The following is a 17876-nucleotide window of genomic DNA, read 5'->3' on the forward strand; positions in this document are numbered from 1 at the left end:
CACGCCAACGCCCCCGAAAAGGCCCGAGTTGTGAAGGCCATCGCCAGAATTCGTGAAGTAGGTGCATTCAACCAATTCCGGACGGGGCGCGTGGCTCGAACGGTGTGACGGCGTACGGCAGTTCGGAACTCAGCCGCAGCCCACCGTCGGCCCCGCGAGCATGCCGCCCGTGTACAGGGCCTGGCCCTGCGGCATCCAATAGCCCAGCTTGGAGACGACGGTGGAGCACGTGTCCGTGACCGAGACCCGCACCACCACCGTGGCCGGATGACCCGGCTGGAGATCGGTGAGCGCGCAGTCCAGGGCGTACGGCAGCCGTGACGTGGACGGATGGCGGCCCACCAGCGGATTCACGCAGCGTGCGTCCTCCGTGGTCACCTCCACCCCCGAGCCCTCCTCCCCGATGAGCCCGAAGCGCGCGCTGCCGTCGCCCGCGTCGCTGTTGCGCGACACCGTGTACGTCAGTGTCGTCGCGGAGCCGGGCCGCAGGGTGTTCCGGTCGACCCGGACGGAGTGCGTCGGCGCCGACTTCGGCGCGGTCAGCGTCAGGGTGGCGTGGACGGTGCCGCTGAGGTCCACGCCCGCCGGCGCCGAGCGCACACGCACGTCGGCTGTGATGTCGTACGTCCCCGGGCCCGGGTACTCGCGCGACCCGGGGAGCGGGCCTGAGGCCACCGTCTCGCCGCCGCGTTCGGCGGTCCAGGTGCCCGAGGTGAGACAGGTGTGGCGGGCGCTCGCCCCGGGCCGTCGGCAGGTGGCCGGCGCCGACACGGCCATGAGCGGGGTGCCGCTGCCCGCGCACAGACTGACGGAGGCCCGCTGCCCGCCCTCGCCGTGCAGGACTCCGGCGGGCGCGCAGAGCGTCTCGGGAGTGGGCGCCGCCAGTTGGCCTGGCCGCTGATCCGCGACGGCGGTCCACCCGGCGGCGACGGACAGGGCGGCGACCACGGCCGCCGTTCGGAGCATCGGACGTGTCCGCACCCATTCCTCCAGCACGTTCCCGCGACCGGCCGGACGCCGGTCACCCGCGCCGAGAATGCGGCAGTCGGCGCACCGCACGACCGCTCCCACGCCGCACGGTCACCTGCGGGCAGCAACAGTTGGCCTCGTCACCGCACCTTGCGCACGTAGCCGTCGCTGCCGGGCGTCGACACCATGACGTCCCGGCGCACGATGCTCAGCCGGTCCCCGAAGCCCGCGAGGGCCTTCCGCAGGCCGCTGTCCGTGTACTCGATGTCGACCACCCGGTCGTCGAACGCCTCGGCGTACTCCTCGCACTCGTCGTACTGGCCGCACTCCTCCGTGACCGCGAAGTCGAGCCCGGTCTTCTTGCGCAGCCCGGCCAGCTCCACGGTGTTCTTCTGGCCGATGGCCAGATGGCGGGCGTGCGCGTGCCGGGAGAGCAATGTGATGAAGGCGGCCGCGTCGTTCGCGGTGAGCAGGTCCTCGGAGCGGGTGTAGCTGTCGTAGTTGTCCGGCTCCACCGCGTCAAAGCCCTTGTCGGCGCAGCCGTCGATCCACTTGCCGACCCGCGCCGCCACCTGCTTGCGCTTGGCCGCCGTACGGATGTCGAGCAGTGCCTCGTCCCAGTCCTCGTCGACGACCACCTCGCCGTCCGCGTCCCGCAGCAGCAGATCGGCGGGCCAGGACTTCTCGTCGTCCGGCTGGGCCTGGAAGGCGTTGACGTAGCAGATGTTGTAGAGGCCGGGCGCTGGTGTCGCCGTACGGTCGCGGGCGACGATGCGGACGTCGGCGGGCGGCTTGTAGGCGCCGCCGATCTGGTAGTCGAAACCGGCGTTCCGCGGCGGGAAGCGGACCCTGTCGGGCGCGGCCGAGGAGTCCACCGAGGTACCGCAGGAGGTCAGGGTCAACGCGACGGCGGCGCCCAGGACCACGGCCGTTCCGGGACCTCCGACGCGGGTAACACCCTTGACGGACATGTCCGCTCCATTCTGCGTGCCGCGCCACGCGCTGGGCACAAAGAAGATCAAAGCGTCGGAGAACCGCCGCCGTCAAGTGAGGCCCGGAAAACCGGAGTCCGGCGGGACGGACGACGACGTACGCTCCCCACTGGTACCCCTCCCGAAGGCAGGAGCAGCAACGATGCAGTACGTGAAGCTCGGTCCCACGGGCCTGGACGTGTCGCGAATCTGTCTGGGCTGCATGAGCTACGGCCTTCCCGACCGCGGCGTGCACGACTGGACCCTCGACCACGAGGCGTCCCGGCCGCTGATCCGGCAGGCGCTGGAGGCCGGGATCAACTTCTTCGACACGGCCAACGTCTACTCCGACGGCACCAGCGAGGAGATCGTCGGCAAGGCGCTGCGTGATTTCGCCCGCCGCGACGAGGTCGTCCTCGCCACGAAGGTGAACGGCCGCATGCGGCCCGGGCCCAACGGCGGCGGGCTGTCCCGCAAGGCGATCATGTCCGAGATCGACCACAGCCTCAGCCGCCTCGGCACCGACTACGTCGACCTCTACCAGATCCACCGCTTCGACCCGCGCACGCCGGTGGAGGAGACGATGGAGGCGCTGCACGACCTGGTGAAGGCGGGCAAGGTGCGCTACATCGGGGCGAGTTCGATGTACGCGTGGCAGTTCTCCAAGATGCAGTACACGGCCGACCGCCACGGCTGGACCCGGTTCGTGTCGATGCAGAACCACTACAACCTCCTCTACCGCGAGGAGGAGCGCGAGATGCTCCCCCTCTGCGCGGACCAGGGCGTCGGCGCCCTGCCCTGGAGCCCGCTCGCCCGGGGCCGCCTCACCCGCGACTGGGGTACCACCACCGTGCGCAGCGCCAACGACGACTACGGCAGCCGCCTCTACACGGAGGGCGACCGCACCGTCGTGGAGGCCGTCACCCGCATCGCGAACGACCGCGGCGTACCCCGCGCCCAGGTCGCCCTCGCCTGGCTGCTGCACCAGGACACCGTGGCCGCCCCCATCGTGGGCGCCGCCAAGCCGCAGCACATCGAGGACGCGGTCGCCGCCGTAGAACTCTCCCTGAGCGACAAGGAGATCGAGGAACTGGAGCAGCTCTACGCCCCGCATCCGATCAGCGGCCACTGACACCGGCGTACGGGTCGGAGCGGGTCAGAAGTCGACGGGTTCGCGGATCAGGGGGCAGGTCATGCAGTCATCAGCGTCCAGGCCAGATAGGCGCCGAGGACGGAGACGATCAGGCCGACGCTGACGAAGACCTTGCCCCAGGTGCCGACCGCCTCCTCCAGCACGCCGCCCATCGATGGCTGGCGGAGCTCGGCGATCTCGCTCATCGGCATGATCCCGTACGACACGATGGTGACCGACGCGAAGACCGCGAAGACGCTGAGGAAGCCAAGGACGGTGGCGCGGCCGACGTCCTCACGGCGTTTGGCGTGCCGGGAGTAGACGCTGGCGCCCTCGACGCCACGCCGGATGAGCAGGAAGAACGCCCACAGCCCGGCCGAGGAGAGCACCACCGCGAGCACGGTGTCGCCGTCGCCGAGCCCGGGCGCGATGGCCCCGATCGTCGACATGATCAGTACCCAGTACGTCACGTTGCCGACGCAGGCGCCGGCCCAGTAGCCGAAGGCCGAGAAGAAGCCGAGATATTCGCCGAAGCCGGCCTTGGCGTACGCGTACACACCGGCGTCGAGGTCGGGCTTGCGGACCGCGAGGGTCTGGAAGACGAACGCCGGCATCAGCATGCCGGTCCCGGCGACGGCCCACGCGATCAGCGCACCCGCCACCCCCGTCTCCTGCGCGAACCGGCGCGGCAGCGAGAACACGCCCGCGCCCACCATCGAGCCCACGACCATGGTGGTCAGGGTCAGCAGGGTCAGTTTGGCCGCCGGAGCCGATCCCTCCGGGCCGTCCGCGACGGTCACGGCATCGGATGGGGCCTCGCTCATGGCTTCTCCGTTCGGCACGGTCCGGCCCTTTGAGACTCAGGTGCCCACTACTCGGTCGCGAGCCGGGGTCGGCTGGATGGATGAAGCTCAGTGCGGTCCGCTGTCCGCCGTGAACTCCGTGCCGCACGGGCCCGCGCCCTCGCTCTCCGGCAGCGGGACTCGGTCGCCGCTCATGGACAGCGTGCGGTAGAAGCGTCCGATGCGCTCGGCCGAGGCGCCGACGTAGTGGCCGATGAACGAGCGGCGGAACCGGTCGGCGCTCCGGTTCGGTGAAGAGCCGTGCACCAGGCTGCCGTTGAAGAACAGGACGTCTCCCGGCTCCATGTCGACCGGTACGGAGGCCAGACCGGGCGGCGGAGCGACGTACTCCCGCGCGAAGGACACCTCGGCGTCCGCCTCCTCCGGGCAGAACACCTCCATGTGGTGGGTGCCGGGGACCACCTCCAGGCCGCCGTTGTCCCGGTCGATGACATCGCAGGCCACCCACGCCGCCACACACGTGCCCGGCTCGACCCGCAGATAGAAGTTGTCCTGGTGCAGTGCCTGGCCCCGGGCGCCAGGCGGCTTGAAGTAGAACATGCTCTGCGCCGCCAGCACCTCCTCGCCGAGCAGCGCCTCCAACACGCCCCGCAGGCGCGGATCCAGGAGCAGGCGCAGCGCCCGCTCATTGACCTCGTGGGGCTGCATGAACCTCGGGAACCGTTGCAGCGGATCGCGTTCCGACGGCCGGGGTTCGAAGTGCCCGGGCACCGGCCCGGCCGCGTGCAACGCCGCGAACTCCGCACGCAGGCCGTCGACTTCGTCGTACCCGAACAGCCCCCGTACGACCGTGAAGCCGTCCTCCTGGAACTGCCGCACCCCGCTCTCCGACAGGATGGGAGCGTCGGCGGCTCCGCTGCCCGTGACTGTCATGTGTCTCCTCCGCGGTCCGGTGCCCTCGGCCTCTCACGCTAGGCCGACGTGTCCGCCGGGAGAATGCCATGACCGCTGACGGATTGCCCTGGACCGAGCTGCGGTCGGCCGAAGTGCGGTCCGGAGTTGGGGAGTTGGGGAGTTGACGCCCCGGCGCTGTCGCCGTCCCGGTCCGCGCACCTGTTCAGTCCGTTCCGCATCAACCGGGTCTTCCGCGAGCGGTGCGGCATTCCACCCGGTGCATATCGGTCGCAATTGACGTGTCGATACAGCGCCAAATCTCCAACGGATGGCTTACCGGACCCCGATTGACGTTTCGTCAATTTTCTTTGGCGGGTGCACAATGCACAAATCTTCGAGATCTCTTGTTACGTCTCGCTGACCTGTGCAAAGGTGTGCCTTGTCGGCGTGCAGACACAGACTTTACCTCTGCATGTGCGAGGCCACTCCACATACCCCCACGCTTCAAAAGAGCCGCCCCGGGCGGGCGTTGGAGGGGCCGAATCCTGTTCTGGGGGAGCCCTGTCGCCTCGTCGGCGGGGTGACATACCCCCTGGTATGGACTTACCCGCATACCCTTGGGAGGAATGCAGCCGTGAATGACGCAGGCGTCTCGAATTCCCCAACTCCCGCCCGCCCGTTCGACGTGACCGACGAACAGCTGAGTGCGGAGCTGAAGAAGTGGACGGGGACGACGCCCGCGCTCCAGCCCGTCGGTGAACTCCTCGACCGGCACTGGGAGGCGGCTTTCGCCTACGCCCGGCTGTGCACGGACGGCCCGCGACCGGCGGGAATGCTCACGACCGCGGCATTCACGAGGCTCTTCGGGGAATCGCTGCGACAGACCGGCCCGACCTCCGCCTGGCGGCCCCATCTGCTCGTCACCGTACGGCGGATCGCGGCGGAGTGGGACAACGACGGACGGCAGGAACTGCTCCACCCCGAACTGCGCACAGCGCCCGGCGGCGCGGAGCGGGCGGCCGCCCGGCTACTGCCGAGGCCCGACCGGCGACTGCTGTCCCGGGCGTTCCAGCGGCTGCCCCAGTCCGCGCGCTGCCTGCTGTGGCACACCGAGGTCGAGGCCGAACCCCTGGAGATACCGGCGGGGTTGCTCGGCCTGGACGCGGAGGACGCGCGCGTCGAGCGGGAGCGTGCCCGCGAACGGGTGCGCGAGGAGTGCCTCCACGTCCATCGCGAACTCGCCCCCGATCTCGAGTGCCAGAGATACATCCGGCTGCTGGACGTGACCTACCGGCGCGGCGGCGTCGACATCGACCCCGACCTGGCCCGGCACCTGACCCGCTGCAAGCACTGCCGGCACACCGCCGACCAGCTCGGCCACTTCAACGAGGGGCTCGGCCTCGCGCTCGCCGAGGCGGTGCTCGGCTGGGGCGCCCAGGCTTACCTGGAAGCCCGCGCGGGTGTCACCGACGACAACGGTGTCCCGGCGGCCCCGCCACAGCCTCCGGCGTTCGTGGGCGAGGTGTTCGCCTCCGCGTCTCCCACGGGCGCGGAGCTCGTTCACGTGTCGCACGGCTCCCGTCGGGCGGCCCTCAAGGCGGCCCGCCGCGTCCGCCGCCGCAAGCTCGCCGTGGCCGTACTCACCGTGAGCGGCATGATCGTCCTCCCGCTGGTCCTCTGGTCGGCCCTCGACTCCGGCGACGGGACCACTCCGGTCGCCACCGGCAGCGCCTCCGACGAGCCCGTCTCCGAGGCGGGCTCCTCTACCGACAACCCGTCCTGGATCGGCGCCGGCGAGACGACACAGGGCACCTTGAGCGGCCGGCTGCACAACGTCGCCTCCGGGCTGTGCATCGGCGTCGTCGGCGGCAAGGCCGTCAAGGGCGCGGAGACCGAGCTCACCGCCTGCTCCTCTGCGGCCGGCCAGCAGTGGTCGTACGAGACCGACGGACTGCTGCGCAACGTCGCCGAGCCCGACCTCTGCCTGGATTCCCACCTCGGCTTCGAGGTCCAACTCGCCCCGTGCACCGGCGCGTCCAGCGCGGGCGCCAAGAACATCCGCTACGACTTCACCCTCCAGGGCGCCCTGGTGCCGCGCTGGGACCAGGACCTGGCGCTGGCCCCCGCCGCCACCGACGGCGAGGGCGCGCTCGTCCTCAAGACCCGCGACGACGGCACCGCCCAGCGCTGGGTGATCGACACCTCGAAGCCCGACCTCCAGCTGGAGATGGTCAACTGGGGCGCCGACACCAACAGTTCGACGCCCACCCCGACGCCGAAGTCCTCGCCGACACCGTCCGCGACACCGACGCCCTCCACGACACCGTCCGCGACACCGACGGCATCGAGCTCCTACCCCGACAGCGACGCCTGCTACTACTACCCGTACTACTGCTCGGGCGACGGAGACCACGACGGGTCCGGCGGCTACGACGGCGGCTATGGCGGCGGTTGGGGCCATGGCGGCTACGGCGGGGGACGGTGATCGGCTGCCCTACAGCCCGTCCTCCAGCAGCGTCAGCTCCGCCCAGATCGTTTTGCCGTCGGCGGTGTGGCGGCTGCCCCAGCGCTGGGTGAGCTGGGCGACCAGGAGCAGGCCGCGGCCGCCCTCGTCCCAGGTCTTGGCCCGGCGCAGATGCGGGGCGGTGTGGCTGGTGTCGGAGACCTCGCAGATCAGCGTGGTCTCGTCGTGGATCAGCCGGAGCCGGATCGGGTGGGAGCCGTACCGTATGGCGTTGGTGACCAGCTCACTCACGACCAGCTCGGTCGTGAACGACGCCTCGCTCAGGCTCCAGGCCTCCAGCTGTCGGACGACCTGTTTGCGGATCGCCGCGACGAGTGCGGGGTCGGCCGGGATGTCCCAGGTCGCGACCTGGGAGGCGGGCAGTCCCTGGGTGCGGGCCAGCAGCAGGGCCACGTCGTCGGTGGCGCCGCCCGCGGGGAGCAGGGTGTGCAGGACACGGTCGCAGGTCTCGTCCAGTGACTGCGAGGGGCTGGCGAGGGCCTCGCACAGCAGGGCGTGGCCCGCGTCGACGTCCCGTTCCCGGGACTCGATCAGTCCGTCGGTGTAGAAGGCGAGCGTCGTGCCCTCGGGCAGCTCCAGCTCGGTCGACTCGAACGGCAGCCCGCCCAGGCCCAGCGGGGGACCGGCGGGGAGGGCGATCTCCCGGGGCTCGCCGTCGGGCGGGAGCATGACCGGCGGGGGATGCCCCGACCTGGCCAGCGTGCAGCGCCGCGACACCGGGTCGTACACCGCGTACACGACGGTCGCCCCGACCTCGCCGGGACTGCCCTCGTTGCCGGCCTCCTGCGACAGCCGTACGACGAGGTCGTCGAGGTGGGTGAGCAGCTCGTCGGGGGCCAGGTCGATGTCCGCGAGCGTGCGTACGGCAGTCCGCAGCCGGCCCATGGTGGCCGAGGCCTGGATGCCGTGGCCGACGACGTCCCCCACCACCATGGCGACGCGCATCCCGGACAGCGGGATCACGTCGAACCAGTCGCCGCCCACCCCGGCCCGTGCCGCCGGCAGATAGCGCGAGGCGGCCGACACGGCGGCGGTTCTGGGGAGAGTGCGGGGCAGCAGGCTGCGCTGCAGGGCGATGGCAGTGTCCCGCTCACGGGAGAAGCGGCGGGCGTTGTCGATGCAGACGGCGGCCCGCGCCGTCACGTCCTCGGCGAGCAGCACGTCGTCCGGCGTGAAGGGGTCGGGACGCTTGAACCGAGTGAGGACGGCGACGCCCAGGGTCAGCCCCCGGGCCCGGATCGGCACGGAGAGCGTGGAGTGGACGCCGTACTTCTTGACGCGTTCGCGGCGTGCCGGGTCCCAGGAGAGCCACTCCGCGAGATCGTCGGTCGCCGTCGACGCCACGATCGCGTGGCCCACCACGAGTGAGTCGGCCTGGGGCGACGAGGCGGGATAGACGTCCACCTGTCCGGGCTTCATGACCGCCTCGGGGGTGCCTGGATTGACGGACCGGTGTGCGGCCCGGCGCAGGCTGACCGGGGCGGTCAGCGGCCCGGCGGCGGGCTCGCCCCCCGACTCGGGCGGGTCCAGGAGGTCGACGCTGACGAAGTCGGCGAGGGTCGGGACGCAGACGTCCGCCAGCTCCTGCGCCGTACGGGTGACATCGAGGGTGGTGCCGATGCGGACGCTCGCCTCGTTCACGACCTGCAGGCGCTCGCGGGCCAGGTACTGGTCGGTGAAGTCGTGGGCGGAGACGGCCACGCCCCGCACCCGTCCCCGGTCGTCGGTGATCGGGGCCATCCGGGCCAGCCAGGCGTAGATGCGGCCGTCCCCGCCGATCGGCACGTACGTCCGTACGTCATGCCCCTGACCGGTGGTGAGCACGCGACGCAGGTGCTGCTCGATGTCCACGGTCTGTGGTCTGCCGCTCATCTCGGAGACGCGCAGTCCCCGCACCCGCTCCTCGGGCAGCCCGAGCACCTCGGCCATGGCGTCGTTCATCCGGCGCAGCCGCAGCCGCTCGTCGTAGATCGCGACGGCGCAGGGAGACTGGACGAGCCGGGCGTTGTCCAGCGGATCGTCGGGCGCGCGAGGTCCGTCGCCCTCCAGCGGGGTGACCACGAGCCACCGGCCAGGCTCGCCGTCCTTGGGCTCCCTGCGGTGGGCGAGCAGCCAGACCGACACCGTGCCGCCGTCACGGTGGCGCAGGGTGACGATGCCGTCCCCGCGGGGCCCGTCGGGCGCGGACACCGTACCCGCGCTCTTGTCGCCCAGGAGCTCCGCCGCCGGACGGCCCACGACATCGGTGGCCGTCCACCCCAGCAGGCGCCGGGCACCCTCGCTCCACTCGACGAGCGTGCCGTGATCGTCGATGACAGCCAGTGCCGTCGCGGCATCGTCGAACGGGTAGTCCGGGCTCATCGTCGCCACTCCATCGCGCGCACTCACTGTGAACAGCCAGGTCACTTGAGTTCAGCCTAGTGCGTCACGTCCCGCACGCGGATGTGAACGCCAGGGTGCCCGGAGTTACGGTCAAGGGGGATTTCCCGCCGAAGTGACCCGAGGGGCAGAAGCAGCTCACCGCACCCTTGACGGCCCTGTGTGGCGCGCCGTCAGAATCTGTTTGTTCACGATCAGTTGTGAGTACTTCTGGGCCCTGATGAGGGAGAGCCGCCATGACGGTCACTCGCAGATCGGTTTTGATCGCTTCTACGGCCGCGCCGACGGCCGGAGCGTTACTGGGCGCCCCGGGCGCCCGGGCCGCGGAGGCCTTGGGCACCGCGTCCGGCCGCCGGACCGTCGCCCTGCGCGACGGCTGGCGTTTCGCGCTGGTCAACCCGGCCGGCATCACCGACCCGACCGGCGCGTACGCCGACGCCGCCGAGCCGGGGTACGACGACTCGGCGTGGCGCCAGGTCGCCGTCCCGCACGACTGGAGCATCGAGCAGACCCCCACCACCGAGCACGGCACGACCAGCGGCACCGGGTTCCTCCCCGGCGGCCTCGGCTGGTATCGCATCGCCTTCACCCTGCCGCCCGCCCTCGCCGGCCGGCGGATCTCCGTCGAGTTCGACGGCGTCTACATGGATTCGTACGTCTACTGCAACGGCACCCAGGCGGGCCGCCACCCCTACGGCTACACGGGCTTCGCCCTCGACCTCACGGACCTGCTGCACACCGACGGCACCACCGAGAACGTCCTCGCGGTCCAGGTGCGCAACCAACTCCCCAGCAGCCGCTGGTACTCGGGCAGCGGCATCTACCGCGACGCCCGGCTCGTCGTCACCGAGCCGGTGCACGTCGAACGCTGGGGCACGTACGTCACGACCCCGGAGATCACCGCGGACCGTGCCGTCGTCCGGGTGAGGACCTCCGTGGTCAACGCCTCGGGCGCCGCGAGCGAGGTCGAGGTCCGGTCGAGGGCCGTCGACGCCGACGGCCGGACGGTCGCCCGCGCGGCCTCGACGGTCACCGTCGACGGCCGGCACACCGAGACCCACGAACTCACCGTCGTAGAACCCCGGTTGTGGGACTTCGCCGACCCGCACCGCTACACCCTGCACACCGAACTGCGCGTCGCCGGCACGACCGTCGACACCTACCGCACCCCCTTCGGCATCCGCACCTTCCGCTTCGACCCGGACGAGGGCTTCGAACTCAACGGCGCCCACGCCAAGATCAAGGGCGTCGACCTGCACCACGACCTGGGCGCGCTCGGCGCGGCCATCAACATCGACGCCGTGCGCCGCCAGATGACCATCATGAAGTCGATGGGCGTCAACGCCTTCCGCACCTCCCACAACCCGCCCTCCCCGCAGATGATCGACGTCTGCGAGGAGTTGGGCATCGTGATGATGGTGGAGGCGTTCGACTGCTGGCGCACCGGCAAGACGACCTACGACTACGGCCGGTTCTTCGAGGAGTGGTGCGAGAATGACACCACCGAGATGGTGCTCGCGGCCCGCAACTCGCCCGCCGTCGTCCTGTGGTCCATCGGCAACGAGGTCCCCGACTCCACGTCCACCGCCGGGCTCGCCATGGCCGACCGGATCATCACCGCCATCAGGGCCGCCGACGACACCCGCCCGCTCGTCATCGGCTCCGACAAGTACCGCCGTGTCCCGGCGAAGGGGTCGGCGGCCGACCTCATGCTCGCCAAGCTGGACGGACTCGGCCTCAACTACAACACCGCCAAGTCGGTGGACGCCCTCCACGCCGCCTACCCCCACCTGTTCCTCTTCGAGTCCGAGTCGTCCTCCGAGACCTCCACACGCGGCGCCTACCAGGAACCCGAGCACCTCAACACCGGCGAGAACCACACGCCCGGCAGACGCGACGTCTCCTCCTACGACAACAACCTCGCCTCCTGGACGATGAGCGGCGAGTACGGCCACAAGAAGGACCGGGACCGGAAGTGGTTCACGGGACAGTTCCTGTGGTCCGGCATCGACTACATCGGGGAGCCCACGCCGTACGACGTCTTCCCGGTGAAGGCGTCCTTCTTCGGCGCGGTCGACACGGCCGGGTTCCCGAAGGACATGTACCACCTCTTCCGCAGCCAGTGGGTGAGCGAGCCCATGGTCCATCTGCTGCCCATGACCTGGAACCACGAGGAGGGCGACACGGTCGAGGTGTGGGCCTACGCCAACGTCGACACGGTCGAGCTGTTCCTGAACGGGAAGTCCCTCGGCACGCGGACGTTCGACACCAAGAAGACCGTCGACGGGCGTGTGTACCTGGAGACGACCGAGGCCACCGGCGACGACAAGACGTTCACCGACGGCCCGTACTCCGGGAGCTACACCAGCCCGAACGGCAGCGCGGGCAAGCTCCATCTGACCTGGAAAGTGCCGTACGAGCCGGGTGAGTTGAAGGCGGTGGCGAGAAGCGACGGCAAGGTGGTCGCCACCGACGTGCTGCGTACGGCCGGCGCCCCGCATGCCGTACACCTCACTCCGGACCGCAAGTCCCTTGCCGCCGACGGCCGTTCGCTGGTCTTCGTGACCGCGGAGGTCGTCGACGCCCGGGGCGTCGTGGTGCCCGACGCCGAGCAGCTGATCGCCTTCGAGGCGACGGGCGGTTCCCTCGCCGGGCTCGACAACGGGCGGGAGGAGAGCGCCGAGCGCTATCAGGCCAGCACGCGAACCGCCTTCCACGGCAAGGCACTCGCGATCGTGCGGTCCGGCACGAAGGCTGGCACGCTGAAGGTGACGGCGCGTGCCGAAGGGCTGCGGACGGGCCGCGCGAGCGTGCGCACCACGTCGGCCAGGTCGGTGGCGACGACTCCGGCGGCGACCTTCGAGCCCGACCGCCCAGATCCGCGCAACTACCCCTGCGCCGATGCGAGTTACTCCGGTCGCCCCGACACCCTGCCCGCCGCCATGCTCGACGGCGACGCGGCCACCGGCTGGTCCAACGCCTTCTACAAGTCGGCAACGGCCCTGCTGCCCGCGTTCAGCGGCGCCCGTCCCGAGGACTGGGTCTCGGTGGACTTCGGGCGGGTCCGGAGCGTGGACCGGGTGGAGATCTCGTTCACCGTGGACGCGACGCACAGCCTGCCCGCGGCGATCGAGGCCGCGGTGTGGGACGGCCACCGGTATGTGCCGGTCGAGGGGGCGGCCGTCGACTGGGCCACGGCCTCGGACACCCCGACCGTGCTCACCTTCGACGCGGTGCGCGGCTCCCGGCTGCGACTCACGCTGACCAGCAGTCGTCCAGGTGAGGTCCAAGGGGCGGTGCGCATCGGCAAGTTGGAGGTCCCGGTCGGCTGACACCGTCGTACGGTCCGGACGGGAACGACTCCTGTCCGGACCGTTGACGGGGTGTCATGGATCGAACAAGCATGGCTTGCGTCCGCATCTGGGAGCGCTCCCATTGCGAGCGTCACCCGCCCCTCCAACCGAGGAGCCCAGACGTGAAACGACGCAGAACCACCTTGCTGTCCCTGACGGCCCTGCTGGCGGCAGCGCTCACCGCGCTGCCCGCCGCCCCGGCCGGCGCCGACGAGGTCGAGCAGGTGAGGAACGGCACCTTCGACACCACCACCGAACCGTGGTGGACGACGAGCAACGTCACCGCGGGCCTGTCCGACGGACAGCTCTGCGCGGGCGTACCGGGCGGCACCACCAACCGTTGGGACGCCGCCGTCGGCCAGAACGACATCACCCTGGTCAAGGGCGAGTCGTACAAGTTCGCCTTCACCGCGAACGGTTCACCCGACGGGCACGTCGTACGCGCGATCGTCGGGTTGTCGGTGTCGCCGTACGACACCTACTTCGAGGTGAGCCCGCAGCTGAGCGTCTCCGGCAACTCCTACGCGTACACGTTCACTTCGCCCGTCGACACCACGCAGGGCCAGGTCGGCTTCCAGCTCGGCGGCAGCGCGGACGCCTGGCGGTTCTGCATGGACGACGTGTCCCTGCTGGGCGGGGTGCCGCCCGAGGTCTACGAGCCCGACACCGGGCCACGGGTCCGGGTCAACCAGGTCGCCTATCTGCCCGCGGGCCCGAAGAACGCCACGCTGGTCACCGATGCCACCGAGAAGCTGTCCTGGCAGCTGAGGAACGCCGCCGGGGCGACGGTCGCGCACGGCTGGACCGTGCCGCGCGGGGTCGACGTCTCCTCCGGACAGAACGTCCACTCCATCGACTTCGGCTCCTACCGCGCACGCGGACAGGGCTTCACGCTGGTCGCCGACGGGGAGACCAGCCGCCCCTTCGACATCTCCGCGGCCGCCTACGAGCAACTGCGGGTCGACGCCGCGAAGTACTACTACACGCAGCGCAGCGGCACCGCGATCCGCGACGACCTGCGCCCCGGCTACGCCCGCCCCGCCGGCCATGTCGACGTGGCGCCCAACCAGGGCGACGGGGCCGTGCCCTGCCAGCCCGGCGTGTGCGACTACACCCTCGACGTCACCGGCGGCTGGTACGACGCGGGGGATCACGGCAAGTACGTCGTCAACGGCGGCATCTCCACCTGGGAGTTGCTCAGCACGTACGAGCGCTCGCTGCTGGCCCGCACCGGACAGCCCGCCAAGCTGGGTGACGGCACGCTCGCCATCCCGGAGAGCGGCAACAAGGTGCCGGACATCCTGGACGAGGCCCGCTGGGAGCTGGAGTTCCTGCTGAAGATGCAGGTGCCCGACGGGCAGCCGCTGGCCGGCATGGCCCACCACAAGATGCACGACGAGCAGTGGACCGGCCTCCCGCTGCTGCCGAGCGACGACCCGCAGAAGCGCGAGCTGCACCCGCCGACCACTCAGGCGACCCTGAACCTCGCGGCCACGGCCGCACAAGCTGCTCGCCTCTACCGGCCCTACGACCGGCAGTTCGCGGCACGGGCCCTCTCCGCGGCACGCGAGGCCTGGACGGCGGCGCTCGCGCACTCCGAGGTGTACCCCGACCCGAACGACGGCACCGGCGGCGGTGCCTACCCCGACACCGACGCCACCGACGAGTTCTACTGGGCGGCGGCCGAGCTCTATCTCTCCACCGGGGAAAGGGAGTTCGAGCGCTACATCCTGAGCTCGCCGGTCCATACGGCCGACATCTTCGGCGCCCTCGGCTACGACTGGGCCAGGACCGCCGCGGCCGGTCGGCTTGACCTGGCGACCGTTCCCAGCAGGCTCCCTGGCAGGGACAAGGTCCGCCAGTCCGTCGTCAAGGGCGCAGACCGCTACTTGGCCACACTGAAGTCACAGCCGTACGGCATGCCCTACGCCCCCGACGGCAACCTGTACGACTGGGGCTCCAACCACCAGATCCTGCACAACGCGGTGATCATCGCCACGGCGTACGACTTCACCGGCGCCCCGAAGTACCGGGACGGCGCGCTCCAGAGCATGGACTACATTCTCGGCCGCAACGCGCTGAACATCTCCTACGTCACCGGCTACGGCGAGGTCAACTCCCACAACCAGCACAGCCGTTGGTACGCCCACCAGCTCGACCCGAACCTCCCGAACCCGCCGGAGGGCACCCTCGCCGGCGGACCCAACTCCAGCATCCAGGACCCCTACGCACAGAGCAAACTCCAGGGCTGCGTCGGCCAGTTCTGCTACATCGACGACATCCAGTCCTGGTCGACCAACGAGCACACCATCAACTGGAACTCCGCCCTGACCCGGATGGCGTCCTTCGTGGCGGACCAGGGCTGAGCTCATCACGCTCCACCAGTTCCCCCGGCCGCTGATGGGCGGTCAGGGTGTGGAGCCGGGCCTGGTCGAGCGGCTGGTGCACCTCGACGTACTCGCCGTGCGGCAGCCGCTTGATCACGCCCGTCTCGCGCCCGTGCAACACCAGCTCCTGGTCCCGGAGCTGGAGGCCGAGGCAGATACGGCGGGTGGCGACGAACACGAGGACCGGGACCACGAAGACGGCGATCCTGATGGTCCACGTCACCACGTTGATCGACAGATGGAGGCGGGTCGCCACGATGTCGTTACCGCCGCCCGCGAGCAGGATCAGATAGACGCTGATCCAGGCCGCGCCGATCGCCGTGCGGACCGGGCGGTTGCGCGGCCGGTCCAGCAGATGGTGCTCGCGCCGGTCGCCGGTGAACCGCGCCTCCAGGAAGGGATAGACGCCGATGAAGACCAGGAGGAGAGGGAAGACGACGATCGGGATCAGCACACCGAGGACGAGGGTGTGGCCCCACAGCGTGACCTCCCAGCCCGGCATGACACGGACCAGGCCCTCGGCGAAGCCCAGGTACCAGTCGGGCTGGGCGCCCGTGGATACCTGGTCGGCGCGGTAAGGGCCGTACGACCAGACCGGGTTGATCGAGGCTACCGCCGCTATGAGCGTGAGGACGCCGAAGACGAGGAAGAAGAAGCCGCCCGCCTTCGCCAGGTAGACCGGCATGAACGGGGCGCCCACGACGTTGCGTTCGGTGCGACCGGGCCCCGCGAACTGGGTGTGCTTGTGGTAGACGACCAGCAGGATGTGGACCACGACGAGCGCCGCCATGATGCCGGGGATCACCAGGATGTGCAGCGAGTAGAAGCGGGCGACGATGTCATGGCCGGGGTACTCGCCGCCGAACAGGAACATCGAGAGGTACGTCCCCACGATCGGGACCGACAGCAGGGCCCCGTCGACGAAGCGCATGCCCGTGCCGGAGAGCAGGTCGTCCGGCAGCGAGTAGCCGAAGAGGCCCTCGAACAGGCCGAGGAACAGCAGTGACCAGCCGAACAGCCAGTTGACCTCGCGCGGCTTGCGGAACGAACCGGTGAAGAAGTGCCGCATCATGTGCGTCAGCATCGCGGCGATGAAGACCAGCGCCGCCCAGTGGTGCAGCTGCCGGATCAGGAGTCCGCCGCGCACGTCGAAGCTGATGTCGAGGGTGGAGGCGTACGCCTCGGACATACGGACGCCGTTGAGCGGGACGTAACTGCCGTGGTAGACCACCTCGTTCATCGATGGGTGGAAGAACAGCGTGAGATACACGCCCGTCAGCATCAGCACGACGAAGCTGTACAGGCAGATCTCGCCGAGCAGGAACGACCAGTGGTCGGGGAAGACCTTGCGCAGGTACTGCCTGCCGAGGGTGTATATGCCGAAACGGCCGTCGAACCAGTCGGCGACGCGTTCGCCCTTGCCGGGCCGCTCCTCGGTGGTCACTCCTCCTCCTTGTGTACGTGGGTGAGCTTCTCGGGATTGGTGACGATGTAGACGCCGGACACCCGGTCGCCCTCCGGCGTGAGGTCCATGACCATCACGGCGTAGGGGGAGTCGCCCTCGAACAGCACCGCCGCGTCGTCGCCGTTGACGCGCCGGTAGCGCAGCTCCAGGTTTTGTGGGCCGCGCCGTCCTGCGTAGGAGGTGATGAGGCGGACCGCCTTGTCCCGGCCGTGCACCGGGCGCAGCCCCGCCGGCCTGCGCAGGCCGCCACCGTCCGTCCACACCGTCACATCGGGCGCGAGGATCTCCATCAGGGCCGCGATGTCCCCGCCGAGCGCGGCCCGCACGAACCGCTCGGTCGCCTCCCGCCGCACCCGCGGATGCGCCTCGTACAGCGGCCGTCGCGCGTGCACATGCCCCCGCGCGCGATGCGCGAGCTGGCGTACGGCCGCCGGGGTGCGGTCGATGATGTCCGCGATCTCTGTGTGGGCGTATCCGAACACCTCGTTCAGCACGAACACCGCGCGTTCCAGCGGCGAGAGGGATTCAAGGACCACCAGCATCGCCATCGAAACCGACTCGGCGCGCAGGGCGGGATCGCTGTCGCTGTCGTCGGCGTCGACCAGAGGCTCGGGCAGCCACGGGCCGACGTACGTCTCGCGGCGGCGGCTGATCGCGGCGTGACGTGCGAGCGCGTGGTTCACGGCGATGCGGACCAGGTACGCGCGGGGGTTGGCGATCCCGTCCGGAGACGAGCCGTTGACGCGGGCCGTCCATGACAGCCAGGTCTCCTGGAGGACGTCCTCGGTGTCGGCGACGCTGCCCAGCATGTTGTAGACGACGCCGAACAACAGCTCACGGTGGTCGACGAAGACGACGGTCGCCTCGTCGGTGACAGGTACGGGACTTTCGGACATGCGTGGGCCTCCCCATAGGCGCGCTCACCACTGGGAGGCCCGGTGGGGTCCCGAATGTGACATCGGAAGGGTGATGTGTGGCCCACGTCACATCCGGCCCCGT

The 17876-nt window shown here is 70.1% G+C and carries 10 protein-coding genes and 1 pseudogene; 4 read left to right on the forward strand and 7 right to left on the reverse strand.

What is annotated here, in order from left to right; translation table 11 throughout:
- Nucleotides 1–129 precede the first annotated feature (129 nt).
- Nucleotides 130–966 carry a hypothetical protein gene (locus AC5DRG_RS47460; RefSeq protein ID WP_491806521.1) on the reverse strand — a complete coding sequence of 279 codons (837 nt, stop codon included), beginning with the start codon at nt 964–966 and terminating at the stop codon, nt 130–132.
- A 143-nt stretch (nt 967–1109) separates the two neighbouring features.
- Complete coding sequence (locus AC5DRG_RS47465; RefSeq protein WP_491806522.1) at nt 1110–1940, reverse strand: endo alpha-1,4 polygalactosaminidase; 831 nt, start codon at nt 1938–1940, stop codon at nt 1110–1112.
- Between the two features lie 163 nt (nt 1941–2103).
- Here AC5DRG_RS47465 and AC5DRG_RS47470 point away from each other — a divergent pair, with 163 nt between their 5' ends.
- Nucleotides 2104–3072, forward strand: coding sequence for an aldo/keto reductase (locus tag AC5DRG_RS47470; RefSeq protein WP_491806523.1), 969 nt, complete (start codon nt 2104–2106; stop codon nt 3070–3072).
- Nucleotides 3073–3134: 62 nt separating this feature from the next.
- Here the strand turns inward: AC5DRG_RS47470 and AC5DRG_RS47475 are convergent.
- Together AC5DRG_RS47475 and AC5DRG_RS47480 are read right to left on the reverse strand one after the other, a co-directional pair.
- Nucleotides 3135–3896 (reverse strand): annotated as a pseudogene (locus AC5DRG_RS47475) (amino acid permease); the annotation flags it as partial.
- An 87-nt stretch (nt 3897–3983) separates the two neighbouring features.
- The gene (locus AC5DRG_RS47480) at nt 3984–4808 is read right to left on the reverse strand and encodes a phytanoyl-CoA dioxygenase family protein (protein WP_491806524.1); all 825 of its coding nucleotides are present in this window, start codon (nt 4806–4808) and stop codon (nt 3984–3986) included.
- A 595-nt stretch (nt 4809–5403) separates the two neighbouring features.
- Here AC5DRG_RS47480 and AC5DRG_RS47485 point away from each other — a divergent pair.
- The gene (locus AC5DRG_RS47485) at nt 5404–7254 is read left to right on the forward strand and encodes a ricin-type beta-trefoil lectin domain protein (protein WP_491806525.1); all 1851 of its coding nucleotides are present in this window, start codon (nt 5404–5406) and stop codon (nt 7252–7254) included.
- A 9-nt stretch (nt 7255–7263) separates the two neighbouring features.
- Here AC5DRG_RS47485 and AC5DRG_RS47490 read toward each other — a convergent pair whose 3' ends face one another.
- Nucleotides 7264–9654, reverse strand: coding sequence for a SpoIIE family protein phosphatase (locus AC5DRG_RS47490; RefSeq protein WP_491806526.1), 2391 nt, complete (start codon nt 9652–9654; stop codon nt 7264–7266).
- Between the two features lie 254 nt (nt 9655–9908).
- On the opposite strand from AC5DRG_RS47490, the gene AC5DRG_RS47495 reads away from it, so the two are divergent.
- Complete coding sequence (locus tag AC5DRG_RS47495; protein WP_491806527.1) at nt 9909–13004, forward strand: glycoside hydrolase family 2 TIM barrel-domain containing protein; 3096 nt, start codon at nt 9909–9911, stop codon at nt 13002–13004.
- Nucleotides 13005–13147: 143 nt separating this feature from the next.
- On the forward strand, nt 13148–15391 hold the full coding sequence (locus AC5DRG_RS47500; protein ID WP_491806528.1) for a glycoside hydrolase family 9 protein: 2244 nt from the start codon (nt 13148–13150) through the stop codon (nt 15389–15391).
- On the opposite strand, the gene qcrB is transcribed toward AC5DRG_RS47500, so the two are convergent.
- Complete coding sequence (gene qcrB / locus AC5DRG_RS47505; RefSeq protein ID WP_491806529.1) at nt 15336–16856, reverse strand: cytochrome bc1 complex cytochrome b subunit; 1521 nt, start codon at nt 16854–16856, stop codon at nt 15336–15338. The two genes, AC5DRG_RS47500 and qcrB, sit on opposite strands and share 56 nt — an antisense overlap.
- A complete protein-coding gene (gene sigJ / locus AC5DRG_RS47510; protein ID WP_491806530.1) occupies nt 16853–17773 on the reverse strand; it encodes an RNA polymerase sigma factor SigJ in 921 nt (306 codons plus the stop codon). Before sigJ ends, qcrB begins: the two co-directional genes overlap by 4 nt.
- Between the last annotated feature and the right edge of the window lie 103 nt (nt 17774–17876).

This window comes from Streptomyces sp. JLBG701 (genome assembly GCF_058544905.1).

Bases quoted from the DNA above. Each gene is read 5' to 3' on its own strand.
- AC5DRG_RS47460 (WP_491806521.1), bottom strand. From the start codon at position 966: ATGCTCCGAACGGCGGCCGTGGTCGCCGCCCTGTCCGTCGCCGCCGGG.
- AC5DRG_RS47465 (WP_491806522.1), bottom strand. From the start codon at position 1,940: ATGTCCGTCAAGGGTGTTACCCGCGTCGGAGGTCCCGGAACGGCCGTG.
- AC5DRG_RS47470 (WP_491806523.1), top strand. From the start codon at position 2,104: ATGCAGTACGTGAAGCTCGGTCCCACGGGCCTGGACGTGTCGCGAATC.
- AC5DRG_RS47480 (WP_491806524.1), bottom strand. From the start codon at position 4,808: ATGACAGTCACGGGCAGCGGAGCCGCCGACGCTCCCATCCTGTCGGAG.
- AC5DRG_RS47490 (WP_491806526.1), bottom strand. From the start codon at position 9,654: ATGAGCCCGGACTACCCGTTCGACGATGCCGCGACGGCACTGGCTGTC.
- AC5DRG_RS47495 (WP_491806527.1), top strand. From the start codon at position 9,909: ATGACGGTCACTCGCAGATCGGTTTTGATCGCTTCTACGGCCGCGCCG.
- sigJ (WP_491806530.1), bottom strand. From the start codon at position 17,773: ATGTCCGAAAGTCCCGTACCTGTCACCGACGAGGCGACCGTCGTCTTC.